This window comes from Reticulibacter mediterranei (genome assembly GCF_016587455.1).
The window spans coordinates 1,521,214-1,543,387 of sequence record NZ_BNJK01000001.1; the positions used below are offsets into that span (position 1 = coordinate 1,521,214).

At 51.8% G+C, this 22,174-nt stretch carries 16 protein-coding genes and 1 tRNA gene; 9 read left to right on the top strand and 8 right to left on the bottom strand.

Annotated features, from left to right (window positions below):
• Nucleotides 1-153: 153 nt before the first annotated feature.
• The 5 genes from K3T83_RS06705 to K3T83_RS06725 form a co-directional block, all read right to left on the bottom strand.
• A complete protein-coding gene (locus tag K3T83_RS06705; protein ID WP_220202195.1) occupies nt 154-987 on the bottom strand; it encodes an AAC(3) family N-acetyltransferase in 834 nt (277 codons plus the stop codon).
• 14 nt (nt 988-1,001) lie between these two features.
• The gene (locus K3T83_RS06710) at nt 1,002-1,925 is read right to left on the bottom strand and encodes a hydroxymethylglutaryl-CoA lyase (RefSeq protein WP_220202196.1); all 924 of its coding nucleotides are present in this window, start codon (nt 1,923-1,925) and stop codon (nt 1,002-1,004) included.
• Entirely contained in the window at nt 1,922-3,358 is a 1,437-nt protein-coding gene (locus K3T83_RS06715; protein WP_220202197.1) for a hemolysin family protein, read from the bottom strand. The genes K3T83_RS06710 and K3T83_RS06715 overlap by 4 nt, the downstream gene beginning before the upstream one ends.
• A gap of 9 nt (nt 3,359-3,367) precedes the next feature.
• Entirely contained in the window at nt 3,368-4,810 is a 1,443-nt protein-coding gene (gene glmU, locus K3T83_RS06720) for a bifunctional UDP-N-acetylglucosamine diphosphorylase/glucosamine-1-phosphate N-acetyltransferase GlmU (RefSeq protein ID WP_220202198.1), read from the bottom strand.
• A 100-nt stretch (nt 4,811-4,910) separates the two neighbouring features.
• Nucleotides 4,911-4,985 (bottom strand) — tRNA-Gln (locus K3T83_RS06725).
• Nucleotides 4,986-5,223: 238 nt separating this feature from the next.
• Between K3T83_RS06725 and K3T83_RS06730 the strand changes: the two genes are divergently transcribed.
• The 5 genes from K3T83_RS06730 to K3T83_RS06750 all read left to right on the top strand — a co-directional run bounded on the left by K3T83_RS06730 (nt 5,224) and on the right by K3T83_RS06750 (nt 11,746).
• Nucleotides 5,224-6,831 carry a carboxyl transferase domain-containing protein gene (locus K3T83_RS06730; protein ID WP_220202199.1) on the top strand — a complete coding sequence of 536 codons (1,608 nt, stop codon included), beginning with the start codon at nt 5,224-5,226 and terminating at the stop codon, nt 6,829-6,831.
• A gap of 124 nt (nt 6,832-6,955) precedes the next feature.
• The gene (gene corA, locus K3T83_RS06735) at nt 6,956-7,933 is read left to right on the top strand and encodes a magnesium/cobalt transporter CorA (protein ID WP_220202200.1); all 978 of its coding nucleotides are present in this window, start codon (nt 6,956-6,958) and stop codon (nt 7,931-7,933) included.
• Nucleotides 7,934-7,985: 52 nt separating this feature from the next.
• Nucleotides 7,986-8,783, top strand: a complete 798-nt coding sequence (locus K3T83_RS06740; RefSeq protein ID WP_220202201.1) for an enoyl-CoA hydratase-related protein — start codon at nt 7,986-7,988, stop codon at nt 8,781-8,783.
• A 15-nt stretch (nt 8,784-8,798) separates the two neighbouring features.
• A complete protein-coding gene (locus K3T83_RS06745) occupies nt 8,799-10,796 on the top strand; it encodes an acetyl/propionyl/methylcrotonyl-CoA carboxylase subunit alpha (protein ID WP_220202202.1) in 1,998 nt (665 codons plus the stop codon).
• Nucleotides 10,797-10,834: 38 nt separating this feature from the next.
• Complete coding sequence (locus tag K3T83_RS06750) at nt 10,835-11,746, top strand: NAD(P)-dependent oxidoreductase (RefSeq protein WP_220202203.1); 912 nt, start codon at nt 10,835-10,837, stop codon at nt 11,744-11,746.
• A 65-nt stretch (nt 11,747-11,811) separates the two neighbouring features.
• On the opposite strand, the gene K3T83_RS06755 is transcribed toward K3T83_RS06750, so the two are convergent.
• From K3T83_RS06755 to K3T83_RS06765, 3 genes are all read right to left on the bottom strand, one after another.
• Nucleotides 11,812-12,693, bottom strand: coding sequence for a site-2 protease family protein (locus K3T83_RS06755; protein ID WP_220202204.1), 882 nt, complete (start codon nt 12,691-12,693; stop codon nt 11,812-11,814).
• Nucleotides 12,694-13,044: 351 nt separating this feature from the next.
• Nucleotides 13,045-14,367 carry an Nramp family divalent metal transporter gene (locus tag K3T83_RS06760; protein ID WP_220202205.1) on the bottom strand — a complete coding sequence of 441 codons (1,323 nt, stop codon included), beginning with the start codon at nt 14,365-14,367 and terminating at the stop codon, nt 13,045-13,047.
• A 175-nt stretch (nt 14,368-14,542) separates the two neighbouring features.
• Complete coding sequence (locus K3T83_RS06765) at nt 14,543-15,784, bottom strand: competence/damage-inducible protein A (RefSeq protein WP_220202206.1); 1,242 nt, start codon at nt 15,782-15,784, stop codon at nt 14,543-14,545.
• Nucleotides 15,785-16,061: 277 nt separating this feature from the next.
• Here K3T83_RS06765 and K3T83_RS06770 point away from each other — a divergent pair, with 277 nt between their 5' ends.
• The 4 genes from K3T83_RS06770 to K3T83_RS06785 all read left to right on the top strand — a co-directional run bounded on the left by K3T83_RS06770 (nt 16,062) and on the right by K3T83_RS06785 (nt 22,030).
• Nucleotides 16,062-18,428 carry an adenosylcobalamin-dependent ribonucleoside-diphosphate reductase gene (locus K3T83_RS06770; RefSeq protein ID WP_220202207.1) on the top strand — a complete coding sequence of 789 codons (2,367 nt, stop codon included), beginning with the start codon at nt 16,062-16,064 and terminating at the stop codon, nt 18,426-18,428.
• 328 nt (nt 18,429-18,756) lie between these two features.
• On the top strand, nt 18,757-19,887 hold the full coding sequence (gene efeO / locus K3T83_RS06775; RefSeq protein ID WP_220202208.1) for an iron uptake system protein EfeO: 1,131 nt from the start codon (nt 18,757-18,759) through the stop codon (nt 19,885-19,887).
• Nucleotides 19,888-19,902: 15 nt separating this feature from the next.
• The gene (gene efeB, locus K3T83_RS06780) at nt 19,903-21,162 is read left to right on the top strand and encodes an iron uptake transporter deferrochelatase/peroxidase subunit (protein ID WP_220202209.1); all 1,260 of its coding nucleotides are present in this window, start codon (nt 19,903-19,905) and stop codon (nt 21,160-21,162) included.
• A 13-nt stretch (nt 21,163-21,175) separates the two neighbouring features.
• Nucleotides 21,176-22,030, top strand: a complete 855-nt coding sequence (locus K3T83_RS06785) for an FTR1 family iron permease (protein ID WP_220202210.1) — start codon at nt 21,176-21,178, stop codon at nt 22,028-22,030.
• Nucleotides 22,031-22,174 lie beyond the last annotated feature (144 nt).

The following is a 22,174-nucleotide window of genomic DNA, read 5'->3' on the forward strand; positions in this document are numbered from 1 at the left end:
GGAACACATATTGACCCGAATGACAAGCTTGGGTAGTAAGCTAGAAAGCTATACCAGAGTGGGCTAATACTGGTAATGACACTACCTAGGGAAAAGAATTCAAGTTGCCGCCCCGGACTGTCATCAGGGCGGCAATAAGGCAAGAGGATGGCGTTATGATTGTTCTGGCAAGATTGGTCCCCCCTGCACAGCATGGTTGCAACGGCTACAGGCGGGGTCTGCGCAGTGAGTGATTGATGGATTAGCGCGAATGGCCGCTACTGCTGCACTGAGGGTTTCTCTGGCGGGAAAGATCTGCCACACGCTCTGCCCAACCTGAACTTCGCGCTTCAAAGAGGCAAGCACTGGCGCGAAATTGCCGAATCCCTCAGAGCAGCTACCAACAGCAACCAGCATTGGTCGTCCATCGGGACCGTTCGCCCAACGTCGAAATAGCGTTCGGTTTGCCTCTTGCTCGGCAAAATGCAGGAATGTCATGCGCTCCAAGCCCACACCCATCAAAATAATCGAGCCGCGCAGTTCAGCTAACACATCCATTGGCATGTAGACCTGCAAAGGCTGTTGTCCCTCGATCAATTCCTCCGCAAGTGGACCAATGGCGGCAAATGAATTTAAGGGATGATTGCCGCGCACATGTTCAGGACGAGCAAGTACGGTTCTTGGTAGGATACCCATATCGTCGTCGATCTCGCCTGTCGCTGGTGTGTAGATACGTTGCGCGCCGCTATCTTGCCAGACATGACCGTCATCCAGGCCATTGCGAGCAGGTCTGAAATTGGGATCGACAGGTGGTGTAACTGGAAAAAATTGATCGGTAAATGTAGGAACCATCACGGTCGTATCCTCTGCCAACAGGCCATCGAGCAGCGTATCTGATCCACCTTCAATGGGACCAAACGAGCGAAGAGATGAGTGGACGCAAAGAGGTAATTCAGACAAATTGAGGGTCTTTATCACCTGCTGAATATCTTGTTTTGTGAGTGCCATAACGTTCCTCGTGGCTAGCCGGCTGAAAGTGCGGCCTGATAATACTTGCTCGTGGGAGCATGTCCCAGGAAAGGCGCAATGAAGCGCGTGGCCTCTACCACCTTCTCAAGATCTACGCCGGTCTGAATCCCCATACCATGCAACATATAGAGCAGATCCTCGGTTGCCAGATTGCCAGCGGCCCCCGGCGCATAGGGACATCCACCTAGACCGCCGGCTGCCACATCAACGATATGTATCCCCATTTGCAACGCCATGAGAACGTTGGCCAGAGCGGTCCCGCGTGTATCGTGAAAATGGACCGCCAGGCGATCAAGAGGAACAGCCCCTTGCGAGACCAGCAGATCAAGCACATCTACCACTTGATTGGGGGTAGCCACACCAATTGTATCGCCTAACGAAAGCTCATCGACTCCCATATCGAGAAGAGAACGCGCGACGGAAAGCACGCGCTGAGGATCAATGCTCCCCTCGTAGGGACAGCCAAAGACGGTCGAGATATAGCCTCGCACCGCTATTCCTTCCTGCCGGGCAAGCGCAACTACAGGGCGAAAATTTGCCAGGCTCTCATCAATAGTGGCTCGAATATTATGCTGTGTAAAGCTCTCGCTCGCAGCAGTAAATACTGCGATGGAGCGTACACCAGCCGCTCGCGCCCGTTCCATCCCCTTCAAATTCGGCACCAGTACAGGATATTGAGTTTGGGAAGAAGGAATGAGGGCAGCCATCACAGCGCCAGCATCCTGGAGTTGCGGAATAGCGTGAGGACTGACAAACGAGGTTGCCTCTACGACCGGCAAACCCGCCTCGGTCAACAACTTGATAAACTGTATTTTCTGCTCCGTTGGAATTTGCACCTTTTCATTCTGTAAACCATCGCGCGGGCCAACCTCAACAACCCGGACGGAGGTAGGCAGCGAGTGCAGTGCTGAACTCATGATGCAGTTCCTCGAACCTGATAAGAAGACGGTGAGGTAGACTCTTGCGCCTCTGGTGGCGTATCGGTATCCTTTGGGGCAGGCAACAACCGTAGAGGTGACGCGGCCTCATCCTCTTGAGAGGCTCGCTCAACACGAATCTTGGTGATGCGCCGCCCTCGCGTTGCCAACACAGCAAACGTCATATCATCAGAAGTGACGACATCGCCAGCGGTAGGGATTTTGTCGAGTTGAGCATAAACGAAGCCACCAAGCGTGTCATAATCCTCATCGCCCAGATGTGTATCCATCAGATCATTGAAATCGTAGATGTTAATTTTGGCATCGAATACATACTCATGCTCATTGATCTTCTCGTACAAATTCTCCTCGTGGTCGTACTCGTCCTTAATATCGCCGACAATCTCCTCCACGAGATCCTCGATAGTCACCAGGCCAGCCACAGAGCCATACTCGTCAACAACAATCACGATATGGACGCGATTCTGGCGAATCTCATGCAGCAAATCGTCAAGCTTTTTCGTTTCGGGTACAAAGTAGGCGGGGCGAACAAGATCGCGAATGGGATAGCTATGGTGGCCCTCACGCAACTGCTTGAGCATATCTTTAGTATAAAGAACGCCTATAATCTCATCAACACCAATCTCCGCTTCATAGACGGGGATACGCGAAAAGCCTCCCTGAAGCGCGAGATCAACCGCCTCCGTCACCGTTGCATCGCTCGACAGGGTGATCATATCGATACGGGGAACCATCACTTCGCGCACGGTGGTATCGGCGAACTCGAAGATGCTATGGATCATCTCCGTCTCTTCCTCTTCAAGCACACCTTCTTCCTCGCCGACCGTCACAAGCAGGCGCAGTTCCTCCTCAGTGACGAATGGACCCTTATGCTTGACCTGTCCACCCAAAAGGCGAACAAGCGAGGTCGTGATAATACCCAACAGCCAGACGATGGGGCGTAACATCCATGATGCTCCACGTACGAGGCCGACCAGCACCTTCGCCCAGCGCAGCGGGTTTTGTACCGCAGCGGTCTTGGGCGTAATCTCACAAAAGATCAAAACCACAACGGAGATAAGAACGGAAGAGATCAGTTCGCCCCAGGTTGCGGAGAACTGAAGCGCCAGCACGGTAGCCATGCTAGAGGCAACAATGACCGCAACACTATTGACGACCAGGATTGTTGAGAGGAAGGTGTTTGGCTCGGCGAGGAGCTTCTCGATCTCTAGAGCCTGTTGATCGCCCTCTTCGATCAAATTTTTGAGTTTAATGCGGCTCACAGAGGTTAAAGCAGTTTCAGCGGCAGAGGCAAATCCACAAAGGACTAAGGCAACAAACAAAACGATGAGTTGCAACCACACTTCTCCAGTAATTTGTGAAGTGTTCGGACTTATTGCGGCGGCTATACTTCCTATGTCAGGGCCGTCCATAGCAATTTTTTACTCCTTCTCCTTCTCGTCATGCTCACCTGAAGAGTCATCTGAAGGATGTAGCGGACGTAATAAACGAGCGGGGACGCCAACGACCAGCGTATCCGGTGCCACGTCTCTATTGACGACAGAACCGGCTCCAGTCATCGCACCATCACCCACGACAACAGGCGGCACGAGAATTGTGTCACACCCAATAAACGCGTTAGAACCAATAGTTGTTCGATATTTCTGCTTTGTCAATCCATTATAATTGGAGGTGATGGTACCCGCAGCAATGTTAGTATGATCGCCAACAGTAGCATCGCCAAGATAACTAAAGTGGCCCATAGCGGCTCCCTCACCAAGACGGGAATTCTTCACCTCAGCAAAGTTCCCCACATGTACACCACGTGCAAGATAGGCACCAGGGCGACAATGACTGAATGGTCCGACACTGACATCTTCTTCGAGCGTAGCCTCTTCCAGAGCCGAGTTACGTATGACACAACGATCTCCAACTATAGATTGATCAATCGTCGTCCCCGGACCAAGACGACAGGACGAACCGATAGTGGTGTTGCCTGACAGCATGGTTCCCGGCAAAATGATCGTATCCATCCCAATCTGCACGTCATCATCGATATAGGTAGTCGCAGGATCAACAATCGTCACTCCAGCATACATATGCCGTTCCAGAATGCGCCGACGCAAAACCTGTTCGGCTTCCGCCAACTGCACCCGATTATTGATGCCGATGCCCTCATCCAGCGTGCCAGTAACAGTCTCAATCACGCGCTCCTGCGCACTGGCGATTCCAACCAGATCAGTGAGGTAGTACTCGCCTGAAGGATTGCGCGGCAAGGCTTTCAACACGGACCAGAGCCACTCGCGATCGAAGCAATAGACGCCGGAATTGACCTCTTTGATGCGTTTCTGCTCCGGCGTCGCGCGCTTTACCTCGACGATCTCGCGCACCCGCCCGCTACTATCGCGCACGATGCGGCCAAAATCGGAGGTTTCATCTGCCATCGCAGTTAAAAACGTCACCGTCGCCCGATGAGCAAGATGCTCCACCAGCAGTTGTGCCAGCAGCTCGCTTCTGACCAGCGGCGTATCACCATAGCAGACAAGCACCGTCTCTGGCAGCGGATCGAGCGCATCAACGGCCGATTGAGCAGAGAGAACGGCATGTCCGGTCCCCAATTGTTCGTGTTGCAGCGCATAGTGGCAGCGATCACCGAAGACTTCTTCTACCTGTGAGGCTTCGTGACCAAGCACAACAATGGGACGATGAGTGGAAACTGAACTGGTAAGTGGTGCAAAGGAAGAAGTTGAAGGGATGGACTCGACAGCTTTCAACACATGAGCCAGTAGAGGTGCGCCAGCCAGGAAGTGAAGCACCTTTGGCAAATTTGAACGCATCCGAGTACCCTTACCAGCGGCAAGGACTACGGTCGCATAAGTATTCATAGCAGGATGTATTAATCCTTTTCTGTTCTCTATGACATCCGAGGGGATGAATAAAAACAGACATGAGAACATCCCATGTCTACTTCATCAAGAGAAATATTGGCTCGGGTGCTAGGATTCGAACCTAGGAATGTCGGTTCCAAAGACCGATGCCTTACCGCTTGGCGACACCCGAATAAGCAATGCACATAAATCGCACGCTCTTTTACTTGTGATAGACACCAGCCATGAAGCTGCATCCCACACGGATGTATAGTACACTAAATAGTGTGATTTGTCAACAACTAGTTTTGTGAGCGACTCGCTCTCTTGACGCTCTCTATAAGCGGTGCTATGCTGCAAAAGAGAGCAACGAAGCGAAACAGTATACGACTGTGTTCCCTACCATCGACGTTGAGAGGAACTTGGATACAATGGCAATTATCGAAACACATGTAGATCGACAGAGCAGCGATTTTCAAGAGAACACCCAATACTTCCAGCAGCAACTCGACCAGCTTCAACAGCTGATACAGCAGGTGCAGCAGGGCGGAGGTCCAGCGGCCATCGCCAGACACCGCAAACGCAATAAGCTCCTGGCGAGAGAACGCATACAACTCCTTTGCGATCCCAATACACCTTTTTTGGAATTCAGCCCTCTGGCAGCCTGGGATATGTACGATAATGATGCGCCTTCTGCTGGCATTGTCACTGGCGTTGGGCTGGTCGAAGGGCAAGAGTGCATCATCATCGCCAACGACGCGACGGTCAAAGGCGGCACCTATTATCCCATGACGGTCAAAAAGCATCTGCGCGCCCAGGAGATCGCCGAACAGAACCATCTCCCCTGCATCTATCTGGTCGATTCAGGTGGCGCATTCTTACCGCTCCAGGCCGACGTTTTTCCCGACCGTGACCATTTCGGGCGCATCTTCTACAATCAGGCCCGTATGTCGAGCCAGCGCATCCCTCAGATCGCAGCCGTAATGGGATCATGTACAGCTGGTGGTGCCTACGTGCCAGCAATGAGCGATGAAACGGTGATCGTGCAGGGGAACGGCACCATCTTTCTAGGAGGGCCACCGCTGGTCAAAGCAGCCACCGGTGAGGAGGTCAGCGCCGAAGATCTGGGGGGCGCAGATGTTCACTGCCGCATTTCGGGAGTGACCGACCATTATGCGGTCAACGATGAACATGCGCTGGCAATCTGCCGCAGCATCGTCTCGCATTTGAATTGCCGCAAATACGTCCCCTGGGATATCCGGCCTGCGCTTCCCCCACGTTATGATCCCAACGATCTCACCGGTATCATCCCAAAAGACAGCCGCAAGAGTTACGATGTACGTGAGGTGATCGCTCGGCTGGTCGATGATAGCGATTTTCACGAGTTCAAGGAATTGTATGGCCCCACACTGGTTTGCGGCTTTGCGCGGCTCATGGGCTATCCAGTGGGTATCATCGCCAACAATGGTATCCTCTTCTCCGAAAGCGCGCTCAAGGCGACCCACTTTATCGAATTATGCAGCCAGCGTCAAACGCCCCTCATCTTCTTACAGAACATTACCGGCTTCATGGTCGGGCGTCAATACGAAAATGGCGGTATCGCAAAGGATGGCGCTAAGATGGTGATGGCGGTTGCCAATGCGCCAGTGCCACGCTTCACCGTCATTATTGGTGGCTCATTTGGAGCGGGAAACTATGGCATGTGTGGGAGGGCGTATTCGCCGCGCCAGCTCTGGATGTGGCCGAACGCACGCATTTCAGTGATGGGAGGGCTACAGGCGGCGACGGTCCTGGCAACCGTTCGCAAAGAAGGATTGGCGGCACGCGGCAAAACGATGTCTCAAGAAGAGGAGAGCGAATTTATGCAACCTATCCTCGACAAGTATGAAGAAGAAGGCAATCCGTACTACAGTACTGCACGTCTCTGGGATGATGGAATTATTGATCCACGCGATACACGTACAGTTCTGGCTCTAGGCATCTCTGCTTCACTCAACGCCCCCCTGCCTGATACATCGTTCGGCGTCTTTAGAATGTGATAACCATGCATCAAAGAGGCAAGCAAAAAACGTATGTATTATGAGGCGTGTTTCGCCAACACACCTCATAATACATACGCAATGATCATCAACACTATGTTGAGCAGCAGAAAAGGAATGCAGCATGCTAAAAGCGATTCACTGCGACCCTCATGAACACAATTTTAAACGGGTCACGAGCTTAGAAGAGGTTCGCCAAATCAAAAAAGATCCCTCCTCCATCTTCTGGCTCGATCTTGAGAATCCAGCGGAACACGATCTGGCAAAGATCGGCGAGGAGTTCCAGCTCCACCCGCTGGCAATCGAGGACGCTTCGCATGAACACCAGCGGCCCAAAGTGGAGGAATATGAGCAGTTCTACTTTGTGGTCTTCTATACAGCAAATCAGCAGGAGAAAACCAATCACCTCGCAATTAACGAACTGGACATGTTTCTTGGCAAGAACTACCTCATCACAGTTCACGAGAAACCTATGCCTGAATTAGATGAGGTTGAACAACGGTGGACGCGCAACGTGAAGCAACTGGAATGGGGCATTGGCGTTCTGCTTTACTCACTGCTGGATACAATTGTGGATCGCTACTTTCCTATCGTCGATGCACTGGTCGACCAGGCCGAAGACCTGGAAGATCGCATGTTTATGGGAGCGCGAGACAATACAGCATTTACCCTCGAACTCATCGAACTCAAAAAGCACTTTTTAGCCCTGCGCCGCATTGCTACCCCGGAACGCGACGTTCTCAACGTCCTGACCAATCGTGATAATCCACTTTTTGACGAGCGGGTCTTAATCTATTTCCGCGACGTGTATGATCATATTACACGGCTTGCCGATACCGTCGATCTTTATCGCGATCAGCTAAGCACAGCAATGGACGCCAATCTATCCATTGTCTCAAATGAGCTGAACAAAGTAATGAGAACACTGACGGTTGCATCTATTATCCTGATGGCTGATGCATTAATAGCTGGCATTTACGGCATGAATTTTGAAAATATACCTGAATTACATTTAAAATATGGGTACTTTGGTGCTTTAATCGTAATGGCGCTTCTCTCAATTGCGCTCGCACTCGGCTTTAAACGGATGAAGTGGCTCTAGCTCTAATTCCTGCTCTTAATTCCAACTCTTAATTCTAAATTGGGAGGAGACAATGAAAACGTACAGGCATATCACCGTCGAGTATAGCCTTGCAAATAAGATCGCAACAGTGACGTTGCGCCGCCCTGAAGTTCATAACGCTTTTAATCCGCAAATGATGCAGGATCTTCTACAAGCTTTTCTGACGTTAAGCGCGGATGAGCAGCTACATGGCATCATTCTCACAGGCGAAGGGGCTTCTTTCTGTGCTGGTGCCGATATCAATCATATGAAAGAAACGGCGAGCTATACCACTGAACAAAATCTCGCAGATGCCTTCCAGCTAGCGGATATGCTGCATACAATCAATGCTTGTCCATGTCCTGTTATCGCGCGGATCAATGGAGCCGCGCTGGGAGGAGGCATCGGACTGGTGGCCGTGTGCGACATTGCTATAGCGGTTGAGCATGCGCGTTTTGGGTTCAGTGAGGTCAAGCTAGGGATTGCCCCCGCGGTCATTTCGCCCTATGTAGTCAGCAAAATTGGCGAGACCAATGCTCGGGCGCTCTTCACCACAGGTGAGCGCTTCCAGGCCGCCCACGCCCAGGCGATAGGGCTGGTACACAACATTGTGGCATCTGAGCAACTCGATGATGCTGTCAATAAAGCTGTACAGGAGTTACTCAGTAGTGGCCCTCACGCGCTCCGTGCAAGCAAAACGCTGGCCTTAACAGTGGGAAAGATGAGCTATGAAGAGGCACGCAACTACACGGCTCAAACAATAGCAGGGCTACGTGTTAGCGACGAGGGCCAGGAGGGACTACAAGCATTTTTAGAGAAGCGCAAACCACAATGGCTGCAAACGAAGTAGTAGCGAGAAACAACGATGTTTAGAAAAATTCTTATCGCCAATCGTGGCGAAATCGCCGTCCGTATCATGGCCACCTGTCGCGAAATGGGCATACAAACAGTCGCTGTCTATTCAGAGGCCGACCGGAATGCTCTCCACGTCATCGAAGCTGATGAAGCGTATGAGATCGGACCAGCTCCAGCGGCACAAAGCTATCTGAAAATTGATACGATCATCGCGACCGCACAAAAAAGTGGTGCGGAGGCCATCCATCCCGGCTACGGTTTTTTATCCGAAAACGCTGCTTTTGCCGAAGCCTGTGCCGAAGCGGGCATCGTTTTCATCGGGCCATCTGCTGCGGCGATGAGTCTGATGGGGTCAAAAATTGCTGCGAAACAACTGGCGCAGGAGGCGGAAGTCCCTACAGTTCCCGGCTACGACGGAGCAAGCCAGAGTCACGCCACGTTGTTGAGAGAAGCTGAACGCATCGGCTTCCCACTGCTCATCAAAGCCTCGGCTGGAGGTGGTGGCAAGGGCATGCGAACAGTTGCTAGAGACGATGATTTTTTAGAGCAACTGGCAGGCGCGCAACGAGAAGCGCTGGCCGCTTTTGGAGACGAGACCATTTTTCTGGAACGCTTGATTCAGGAGCCACGCCATGTCGAAATACAAATCCTAGGAGACATGCATGGGCATCTGATCTATCTGGGCGAGCGCGAATGCTCGATTCAGCGTCGGCACCAGAAGATTCTGGAGGAAAGCCCTTCAGTTGCGTTAACTCCAACGCTGCGCGAGGAGATGGGCACGGCTGCCGTACGCATCGCCAGGGCAGCCGGATATGTCAACGCTGGCACGATTGAGTTTCTGCTGGATGCTGACAAGCGCTTCTATTTTCTAGAGATGAACACGCGCTTGCAAGTTGAACATCCGGTAACAGAACTGGTTACGGGCCTTGATCTGGTACGTCAGCAACTACTCATAGCCGCTGGCGAGCCGCTGGATATCTTGCAAGAAGACGTTGTGCAACGTGGCCATGCTATAGAGGTACGTCTCTACGCAGAAAACCCTGAGCAACATTTTCTGCCCTCAACAGGAAGGATCACCAGCTTCATCAAACCAGAGGGACCGGGTATTCGGATGGATAGGGGCATTGCTGATGGCGATGAGATTACGCAATACTACGATCCAATGATTGCCAAGTTGATCGTGTATGGCGAGGATCGTGCCGCCACGATTGATCGTTTGCAACGAGCGCTCCAACACTGCGTTGTCTTTGGCGTCACTACCAACATTCCTCTCCTCTATGCTGTCAGCGCTCACCCCCACTTTCAACAGGGCGATACCCACACCGACTTTCTGGAGAAACATGGCTTATTGAATCCCAGCAGCCCACCGGAGCTACCAGATGAAGCGCTTATTGCTGCGGCCCTCTATGAAGCTCAACCACAGCAGGGCGGTGAGAGTGACAACCCTTGGCAACGGCTCGGCCCCTGGCGAATGGTAGGATCGGATCGGATCATCACCTATCGATATCACGAACAGGCCTACACTGTCTCTATCAGACCATCTACACATACAGCATCTGCCTGGCATGTTCAGATCAACACAGAGACAAGCGAGGATATAGCGTGTACAATTAAGGATGGCGTGCTTGTTTTGTTGAGAAAGGGAGCGCAATTGACGCGGCTCTACGTCCAGCAGAGCAAAGCAGAAATGCAGGTCGCGCTGAATGGACAGCTCTATCGTTTGCAGCGGTCACAGCCACCAGACATAGCGACAACAAAACATGGTGGCGGCTTCGCTCCCACCCAGAAAACGTTGACCGCACCAATGGCGGGTACAATTGTCAAAGTACATGTTCATGACGGCGAAGCTGTCGAGGCCCAGCAGGTGCTTGTCATTCTCAGCGCGATGAAGATGGAACATGCTATTATCGCTCCCTATGATGGGAGAGTACGCCATGTGCATTATCAGGAAAGGGAAGTTGTACCTGGAGGAGCTATTATTGTAGAAATGGAAGAACAGCAGCGCTAGAGGAACCCCCCTTTTCTGTAGGTGAAAGGATACGAACCATGCAGTTAGGTTTTATTGGTATAGGTGTCATGGGACGCCCGATGACGCTCAATCTCTTGAAAGCGGGACATGACGTGACGGTCTATGCACGTCATCCCGATAAACCTGAAGTACAGGAAGTACTGAACGCAGGCGCGAAACTGGCCCCATCGTCACGAGCCGTTGCAATGGCCTCTGAGGTGGTGATTACAATGGTTCCCAACTCCATGCAGGTTGAAGAGGTAGTTGCAGGACCGCAGGGCATTCTCGAAGGATCGCGCAAAGACCTCGTGATTATCGATATGAGTACCATCGCACCTGCCATGAGTCGCAAGCTGGCCGAAAACGCGGCATCTAAGGGCGTACATTTTCTCGACGCACCCGTCAGCGGAGGCTCACAGGGGGCCATCAACGGCACCTTAACCATCATGGTTGGCGGCGACAGAGAAATACTTGAGCGTGTGCGGCCCATACTAGAGGCGATGGGCAAAAAAGAAAATATTTTCTATGTTGGACCAACGGGTACAGGCGAGATCGTCAAGATTATCAACAATATGCTGACCGGGACCATTTCGGCATCGGTAGCCGAAGCTTTTGTGCTGGGAACGAAGGCAGGAGCTGATGTAGATACTATGGCAAAGATTATCAGCGTCAGTACTGGCGGAAACTGGCAACTCTCGAATCAGTTCCCTCTACGTGCTTTTAATGGCAGCTTTAAGCCCGGATTTATGGTCGATCTCTTGCACAAAGATCTTGGCCTGGCACTTGATCTCGCCGCTGAAAATCAGACGCCGGTTGCAATGACGGCGCTTGCTCGTCAGATGTACGAGATGGTGCGCGCCGCTGGCTATGGGCGCGACGACTATACTTCGTTGATGAAAATGCTCGAAGAGATGGTAGGGGTAGAGGTTCGCAGCAAATCGGAAAAATAGGCTGCATAACAACTAAGGAGGCTGCATCAAAACAATAACAGCCTCCTCTTTGTTGCTATGAACATCTACTGATTCGCAATAGGCATCATAGAGTGGGCTAGCGACATGCCCAGCAAGAGGACGATCACCAATCCAAAGTACAGCAAGCTCAACGAGATGCGTGTAGCAAGCGGGACATCGTAGTACGCTTTCTCTTCTGGCGTCCTCGCAGTGAAACCGCGCAACCTGAGTTGTGATGCGGCCATGACGACGAAGACCAGGAACCAGGGCGAGAAATTTCCCTGGAACCATTGCCAGACTCCAAATGCGAGCAAGCCAATAAAACCGAGCAGCCAGATGCGGCGATCAAGGACGGCCAGCACTCGTCCACCGTCAAAAGGTACGATGGGGATGAGATTGAACAGGTTCACGAAGAAGCCAAAGTAGGCCAGCGATGCCCAGACGTTCATGGGATGTGGAGATAGCTCAGCGACCAGCAGACAAACACCAGCTGCCATCGCTCCAGCAATCGGGCCAGCAATCCCTACTTCCGCTTCATCCTGCGCATTTTGTGGCATGCGACGCATTGTAACGGCAGCGCCCAAAAAAGGAATAAACGTTACCGCCGCAATGGGGATACCTTTTAGCTTCATAACCAGCGCATGACCCATCTCATGGATAAAGAGTTGTACAACCAGACCAATAGCAAAGTACCAACCAAAGATCAGCGAGTAGAGGGCGACCGAGAGAAAGGCGCTGAAACCAAACCAGCCAAATTTCAGTAAAGTGAGCAACCAGGGAACCTTCAAGACTACAGCAACCAGTGCTGCCAGAGCAGCGCCAATGCCTGCAAGCCCTTTTTTCTTCCCTTTCCCTTCCATCGTGCCACGCTGCGCAGCATCTCGCTGCTCCGTCCCAACATCCATTGTATATCCCTCTATATTCTTTGGCCCGCGATATTCACTCATCGGCTCCATCTCATAGGATGCCATCGAAGTACTTACTGAGGGGGCTGCTTCGGTATATGGTGTTGCATTGCTGGATGGGTCATAAGGGTCGTCTCTCTCTGCGGGAGGAACAGGCCGTACCTCAGCCTGGTAATATTCGGGTGAGCATAATCTATATCTTTCGCGCGACGATTGTTTTTATATCCGCGATCAGGAGTAATTTCATCAAATTCCCGATACACTGTGCGCCTCAATTCTGTAAGGTAAAAAATGTCATTCTATACATGTTATTATATACGTACTGGAACGCACAAAGATACCATCTTATTCCTCGCATGAGACAATAGCAGCCAGGATCTCCCTCAAAGATTATCAGCTTACAAAAGCTTGCCAGATTGTACTGACCATCAACAGAACCACAAGAATCGTAATCAAGATGACGGTTGCCCAGGATATGATATTAAAGAAAATGCCATTGACGCGACGACCCATCAAACGTCGGTTGTTGACCAGCAAGATAATAAAGACGAGAATAATTGGCAACATTGCAGCATTAAGGTTTTGCAGGATAACTAGCACCTGGATGATGGGGAGACCAGGAATAAGCGTTATTATCACACCGAGTACAATCAGGCCCGTGAAAATCGTCTGGAAAACGGGGGCTTCGCTAAAGCTGCGCGAGACGCCCCGCTCAAAGCCAAATGCTTCACAAATGCCATAGGAGGTCGAGAGCGGCAGAACGGCAGCCGCTAACAAAGAGGCACCAAAGAGACCCACACCGAAAAGGATAGTAGCGAAAGGACCGGCAAAACTTTTCAATGCTAAGGCGGCATCGAGCGCACTTTCAACCGGATGATTGGGATAGAGGGTCGCGCCCGTTGTGATAACGACGAAGGCGGCGACTATGACAGCGAAGGCGGTACCACTATAGACATCGAGCTTCTCATAAAAGTATTCCCCGGCATGAATGCCCTTGTCCGCAACGGATGATTGTATAAAGAATTGCATGTATGGGCTAATCGTTGTGCCAATCAGGGCGACAGCGGCAAGCAAATAACCAGTATGAGTACTTATAGTAGGTAGCACCGTTTGATGAAAAACAACACCCCAATCGGGACGAGACGCAAAAGCAGCAGGTATATAGGCAAGGAATCCCAGTGACATAAAGAGGAAGATCTTCTCAACGCGGCGATAGGAACCTTTAATCACCAGCCACCAGAGTATCACGGCGCTTAAAGGGACTACGATATAGACAAAAGGTGTATGAGGATCGCCTGCCAGCACTTGCACACTGGCTGCTATGCCGAGAAATTCGGAGACGGTGACGCCGGTATTGGCAATGAGGAGGGCGAGCATTGCCAGGGCGGTCCAGCGAACACCAAACTGCTCGCGGATAAGATCGGCCAGCCCTTTGCCGGTCACTACACCCATGCGAGCGCACATTTCTTGCACAATAGCCAGACAGAAACCGGCGATTATTAGTGCCCAGAGCAGATTATAACCATAGCTCGCACCTGCTGTCGAAAAGGTTGCAATACCGCCAGCGTCGTTCCCAGCGTTGGCCGCAATCAATCCTGGCCCTAGCACAGCCAGCAATTTAAAAATAGGAGATGAACGGTTTAAGCGAAAACGAGACCGCGCCTGCTTTTTGCGCCCAGCGCGGTCTTTTCTGGCTTTCTGGCGTAGTGTATCCATAAAATTATCCACGACGCAGGGAAGAATTACACTATATGTTCTTACCCGCACTTTCTATTTCAAGTGATCTTCCGCCTTGAATCATATCACCCGTTTCCAGCGGATACAAGAGGCAATGCAGCAAGGCCGTCTCACCTGCACACTCTCTAATACGCCAGTACACATAGAAGCGTTTCTATTCTGGAGTGAGCTGGCCTTCCAGGTAACGCCGAAGCATATTGAGGGCGGTAAGAGCTGCGTGGCGCTTGTTCTCGCTCCGACCCGCTCTCCATCCCGGTCCTGTCCCGCTAACCACGCCCTCCGGCCCTTCAATAGCAATATAAACGGTTCCTACAGGCTTATCCTCCTGCTCATCTGGTCCAGCCACGCCAGTCACCCCAATGCCAAAATCTGTTCCCAGAAACTCGCGCGTGGCGTGAGCCATCGCCCGTGCCGTCTCGTCGCTCACCACACCATAGCGATCTAGAGTTTCACGCGGCACTCCCAGTTGCGCCTTCAGGTCGGTACTATAGGCAACCAGGCCGCCAATAAAGAGGCTTGAACTGGTCTGGAAATCGGTGATGGCACTTGAAAGGAAGCCACCAGTCAGAGATTCCATCACACCCAGCGTCTGACCACGAGCCTGTAGCAGTGTGCCTACGACGCTCGCCAGCGTATCTTTGTCAGTCCCAAATACATAGTCTCCGAGCGCCTGACGAGCCAACACCTCGATCTCAGCAACCAGACGTTCCGCTTCTTCGCTGGTTGCAGCCTTCGCAGTGATACGTGCATCGACGGCATCCATTTTGGCATACGTGGCAACTGTGGGGTTTGTATTGTGAATAAGATGGTCCAGTTTCTCTTCTACCGTCGATTCACCCATGCCATAGACTCGGAGAATGCGCGTGAAGATCTTTCCGCCTGTGTAGGGGGATAGCCTGGGTACGGCTTCGTTCTCCCACATGCGATACATCTCGCGAGGAACGCCCGGCATGGCAACGAGAATTCGCCCATCTTTCTCTACCCACCATCCCGGTGCGGAGCCAACAGGGTTGGACAGGCTGCTGGCTGAGGGGATCAGTGTTGCCTGTTTGAGATTACGCTCTGGCATCACTGCATCCATACGAGCAAATCTAGCGCGTAATTGCGCCTCTAGCTCGGGATCGACTTGCATAGTCTCTCCCAATAATGTGCTGATGGCCTCACGAGCCAGATCGTCCTCTGTCGGCCCCAGCCCTCCGGTCATGATAATCAGGTCGGAACGGTCCCAGGCTCGCCTCAGCGTGTCAACCAGACGTTCGAGGTTATCGCCAACATGGGAAACGAAGTAGAGATCAATACCTAGCGGGGCCAGGCTTTGTTCCAGATAAGTTGCGTTGGTGTCGCTGATATGTCCCAGTAATAATTCAGTACCGCATGAAAGTATCTCTGCCCGCATGAATCCTCCATCGTGGACGCATTTGCCCAAAAGTTTTATGCAAAGGTAACATAGAGCTACCTTTTTTGCGCATCCTTATCATATCATACCAATTAACATCTCAACATATTGTGTCATTCCCAAAATTCAATCAATATCTTGTGTCAAAAGGGTTGTTTTTGGCGCTCATTCCGGGTATACTGGGAAGCGGAAACAAAAAAGACACTTTGCAATGATGATCTCAGCCTCGCATGAGGCTATATTTATGTGTTTCGTAGTTAAAAGGAGTTACTTGAGCATGCTAGAGCAACAGAAGCGCCCCTCTGAGGACCAGATGGGCAGCGATTCCCAGAATGCGACTCAGCTAGAGGGCATCCGTCAAAAGGTCTTTATGGACAGGTATTCCCTGAAGGATGCATCCGGGCAAGCGTTGGAGTTCTACCCCGAACAGATGTGGGCACGTGTAGCTCGTGGCATAGCGGCTGTCGAGCAGACAGAAGAGAAACGCGCCGAGTGGGAAGAAAAATTTTATGAGGCACTAAATGATTTTAAGTTTGTTCCCGGTGGGCGCATTCTTGCAGGTGCAGGAACAGGACATCAGGTAACATTTTACAATTGCTTCGTTATACCAAGCCCTGAAGACAGCCGCCAGGGTATTCTCGACAACTTGAAGCTGATGACTGAAATCATGGCGCGTGGTGGTGGCGTCGGTATCAATCTCTCAACATTGCGTCCTCGCGGCTCATATATCAAAACGGTCAATGGCACTGCATCCGGCCCCTGTTCGTGGGCGCAATTATATTCAGTAGCGACAGGAGATGTAATACAGCAAGGCGGTTCCCGAAGGGGTGCTTTAATGCTTATGCTGGATGACACGCATCCAGACATCGAAGAGTTCATTACAGTCAAAAAGCAGGCAGGTAAAATTGAGCATGCTAACCTCTCTGTCTGTGTCTCCGACGCTTTTATGCAAGCGGTCAAAGATAATACTGACTGGGATCTGACCTGGCAAGGAGAGGTAAAGAAAACAGTTCGCGCCCGCAAGCTGTGGGATCTGATCTGCACCTCGGCCTGGGAATCAGCAGAACCGGGCGTGGTCTTCATGGATCGCTACAATAAAGAGTCCAACACGTGGTACTACGAAAACATCAGATGCGTGAATCCTTGTGGAGAGCAGGGTTTGCCGCCTTTTGGAGTTTGTAATCTTGGTGCTCTTAATTTATCATCTTTCGTCAAAAATGGCAAGATAGATTATGAGCAATTGGCAGAGACAAGCAAGATCTCGATGCGCTTCCTCGATAATGTCGTCGATGCGAACGAGTACTTCATCCCGGAAAACAGAGATGCACAGATGGGGACGCGGCGCACCGGACTCGGCACAATGGGGCTTGCCGACGCACTCATTAAGATGAAGATCGCCTATGGCAGCGAGGAATCGATCCCGGTGATCGAGCGCATCTATAGCACCATTCGCGATGCCGCATACGAGGCATCAGCCGACAATGCCGCTGAAAAAGGCGCGTTCCCCAACTTTGAGCGCGACAAATACATGCAGGGCAAGTTTATCAAACGCCTGCCCAAACAGGTTCAGGAAAAGATCAAAAAGCATGGCACGCGCAACGCCGTCCTGCTCACCCAGGCTCCGACCGGCACAACAAGCCTGCTAGCTGGCGCGAGTTCGGGGATCGAACCGGTCTACGACTTTGCCATGATCCGTCGCGACCGTACAGGCGAGCATATCTTGTATCATCCACTGCTTCAGGAGTGGCGCGACAAACATCCCAATGAACCAACGCCGCAGTACTTTGTCTCATCGAAAGATCTGACGCCGGAAGAGCATGTACGTGTTCAGGCAATGATCCAGCGCTACACCGACTCCAGCATCAGTAAAACCGTCAACGCACCCAACAACCATACCGTCGAACAGGTAGAGACGCTGTATCGTCTGGCCTACGAGATGGGGTGCAAGGGCGTCACGTATTATCGCGACGGCTCGCGAGACGCGGTCCTCACGCGCATCGAAGATGAGAAGAAAGCTGCCGAGCAAAAAGCGGTTGAGGCGGCTCCCATGATCGAACCTGTAACCTCGATTCACCAGGGCATCAAGCGCCGCCCCGATCTCGTACAGGGCTACACACGCCAGGTGAGAGCGCCAGAGGGCAAGATCAATATCACTATCAACAGCGATGAACAGGGGCCACTGGAGGTCTTTGTCAATCTGGGCAAAGCTGGTAGCGATATCGCTGCGCTTTCGGAGGCACTGGGCCGCCTGATCTCGCTCAATTTGCAGATCCTCAGCCCACTCTCGCAAACTGATCGCGCTAAAGTTATCGCTGAGCAGTTACGTGGTATCGGGGGAAGCCGCTCCGTTGGCTTCGGCGCGCAACAGGTTCGTTCGCTGCCAGATGGCGTGGCGCGAGCGCTTGAACTACATCTGGAATCGCTCCAACAAACAGATGAAGATCCCAGCAACGCTAATGGCAACTCCAATGGTGGAAACTCTACAGACCAGGAAGGGCATAGCGCAGAGGAGCAATCCTTCAACGCGCTCAATCTCAGCAATCTAACTGTAACGGGCAACCTCTGCCCGCAATGTGGTTGCAATACAATGGTCTACGAAGAAGGCTGCCGCAAATGCTATAGCTGCGGACATAGCGAGTGTTAGGTTCGGCCAACTTCTAGCATCAGTTTTACTCGTGCGGCGAGTGAAAAAGTACTATTTGATCTTTTTCACTCGCCGCATTTTTATCCTCATCGCCGCTCCAATCAGCAGAGACAATCTACCAATCAGAATTATCTATACCTCTACCTTGACAAAGCGTGTTAGCACATGCTAATATCCGAGTAGGCACATAGGATTTTAGCGTCACCTAATAGATATTTAGGCACATTCTTTTGGAGTCTCCATGTGTGGATGACTGCAAGTGCTGTTGACTACACGCCAGTTTGTCAAGTGCGCTTATCTTATTATTTTGAGGAGGAGAGAACCAATTATGCGGGTACTCAAGGGTGTACTTTTTCTTGTATGTATTGGATTGTTGCTCACAGCCTGTGGCGGCCAGAACAGCCAGGCCACAAAAAGCGACACATCCAAATCTACAGCTATCACAGTCAACGTTCACGACAATTATTTCGATCCCCAGAACATTAATGTTACGCCCGAACAACCGGTCGCAGTGACATTCGTGAACAAAGGCAGTAACGTTCATATCGTCGAGATTCTCGGGCTAACGGCTGAAACAACGCTCCAGCCGGGAAGCAAGGCAACATTTACCATCACTCCCCAGAAGCGCTCTTACAAGATGTATGATGAGTTGTATGTCAGTCAGGGCATGCAAGGAGCCTTCAGCGGTCAGCAGGCAACCAATGAAGCTAAAGCAACCGCGACGGTCGCGCCAAACATCCAGAGCGCCGTCACCTCGTATCGAGACTATGTCAAGCTTCAGACTGGTCGTCTGCTAACAAATACTCAGGCATTTGTCGATGCCATTAATGCTGGCGATATGCAGAAAGCAAAAGACATGTACGGCAAAGCGCGCGAAGGCTACGAGCGCATTGAGCCTATCGCCAGCGCATTAGGAGACCTGGACCCACGCCTGGATGCACGCGAAGGCGATGTACCCAACGCACAGTGGACTGGTTTTCACCGTATCGAAAAATCTCTATGGGTAGACAACACAACAAAAGGCCTGGAGAAATACACCCAACAACTACTCGGCGACGTGAAGGCGCTTGACCAGGGCGTTGACAAGCTCGAACTCAAACCGATCGATATCATCGATGGAGCCGTCGAGTTGCTCAACGAGGCCTCACATAGCAAAATCCAGGGTGAAGAGGATCGTTACTCACATACCGACCTCTATGACCTCTCCTCCAATGTGGAAGGATCGCAGGCGGCGTTCATCGTCTTCAAGAACTTCTTAACCGAGAAAAACCCGGCGCAATATCAAGATATCCAGGCGAAATTTCAACAGGTAGAAACCACACTGCGGCCCTTCCGTAGCGGCGACGGTTTCGTCCCTTACGACAAGCTGACCACTCAGGATAAACACAACATAGCCAATGCCATTAATACAGTAGCGGAAGCGCTTTCAAAAGTCGCAGTAAACCTGCCACAGAGCTAAAAGGGATTGAAGCATATGGGTAAACGGCTCACGCGGCGCACTCTGCTCGTCAGTACAGGAGTCGCCGGTGCAGGAGTGGCCCTGGTTGGTGGTGGTTATGCGCTCAAAACAGCGCAGGATGTGGCGGCAACTCCTGCCAGGAAGAGTACAGGGACAGCCATCCCATTTTATGGCGCTCATCAGTCAGGTATCGTCACACCATCGCAGGAACACCTGCATTTCGCATCCTTTGATCTGCTCACCAATGACCGTGCAGCGGTACGCAGTTTGCTGATGATCTGGTCCAACGCGGCTGCAACCATGATGAGTGGGCACCCGCTGGGAGAGGATACAACACCTCCCCTGGCACCTCCTGCAGATACAGGCGAAGCATTGGGGCATGGAGCCGAAAACCTCACCATCACTATCGGCTTCGGCCCAACGCTCTTTATCAAGGATGGTAAAGACCGTTACGGCATAACAAATCAACGGCCAGCTGCCCTGATCGATATTCCCCCCATGATGGGCGACGCATTGCAACCGCAACGGAGCAATGGAGATCTCTGCGTTCAGGCATGCGCCGATAATCCCCAGGTTGCCTTCCATGCCGTACGCAATCTCGCGCGTCTGGCACGTGGACTGGCCGTGATGCGCTGGTCGCAGCTTGGCTTCAATCGCACAGCCAGCACCAGCAAAGGACAGGAGACGCCACGCAACTTGATGGGCTTCAAAGATGGCACAAACAACTTGAAGAGCGAAGACGCAAGCTTGATGGATCAACACATCTGGGTAGGCGCGAACGACCAGCCAACATGGATGCGTGGAGGCAGCTACGTGGTCACACGACGCATCCGCATGCACCTTGAATCGTGGGATCGCGAACATCTTCAAGGGCAAGAGGAAGTGTTCGGACGACATAAAATCAGCGGAGCTGCGTTCGGCAAAAAAGAAGAGTTTGATGCCGTTGATTTGAACGCAAAAGACGGGAAAGGCAAGCTGCTGATCGACACCAATGCTCACGTTCGGCTCGCGATCGGCGATGGAACGATCAAAATCTTGCGCCGGGGCTACTCCTATACTGATGGGATGGATAGCATCACCGGCGAGCTTGACGCTGGCCTCTTCTTTATTGCCTACCAGCGCGATCCCCGCAAACAATTTGTGCCGTTGCAGACGCAACTCGCCCGCAACGACCTCCTGAACGAATACATTACACATACCAGTAGCGCTATCTTTGCCTGTCCTCCCGGAGCAGCCCAGGGCAGCTTTGTGGGCGAAACGCTATTTGTTCGCTAGTTACGAGGTTTCTATGATTGCAGCATTTATCCTCTTCTTGCGCGAAGGACTGGAAGCCAGTCTGATCGTCGGCATCCTCATGGCAGTATTACGCCAGCTGGGACAGACAAAACACATGCTTGCCGTCTGGATGGGCGTCTTTCTGGCGGTCCTGGCCTCGATTGCGCTGGGAGTCATCCTTTATCTAACGGCGGGAGCCATGCAGCAATTTCTGCTGGTCTTTAAAGCGATCACTTTCGTCGTCGCGGTAATCATCCTGACCTGGATGACCTTCTGGATGCAACAACATAGTCGGACGATGAAGAAAGAGATGCTAGAAAAGGCCAGCACTGCCACGTCAGGCTTTGCGCTGGGTCTGCTCGCCTTCAGCACAGTCGGGCGCGAGGGAGTAGAAACAGTGATTTTCTCGCTGGCCTTCATATTCCAGAGCGACGGCTTCTCGTTTATCATCGGCGGTCTGGCTGGTACGCTGGCAGCAGTTATTCTTGGGGTGCTGGTCTATGGCGGTGGCTATCGATTGAACTACCGCATTTTCTTCCGTGTGATGGGCCTGCTGCTCATCGTGCTGTCAGCTGGTCTGTTGAGCAACGCGATAGAAAGCCTGCAAGGTCTCGGCTGGCTTCCCTTCACGCCAGCATTGTGGAGTACAAGCGATATTCTCAGCGAATTGGACGGCCCGGGTTATATCCTGCATACCTTCCTAGGCTATTCGGACAATCCAACCATCCTTCAGGTTGGAGGCTATGTGATATACTTGCTCGTCGCTGGCGTTCTCTTCTGGCGTCAAACGCGCCGCCCTGAACCTCGCCCATCAGCGCATCCTTCTTCGGAAACAATCCAACAAAGCGAGGCAACTCAAAAAGCATAATACAGACTTTAAAGCGGAGAAAGATAATTGATATCTTCCCCGCTTTAAAAAATCAATTCTCATCTTCCCTTCTTCCCCATCATCTCACTCATCTGAAAACGTCACGGTTGGTCAGAGAACTATCGGTTACACTCTTGTCAATTT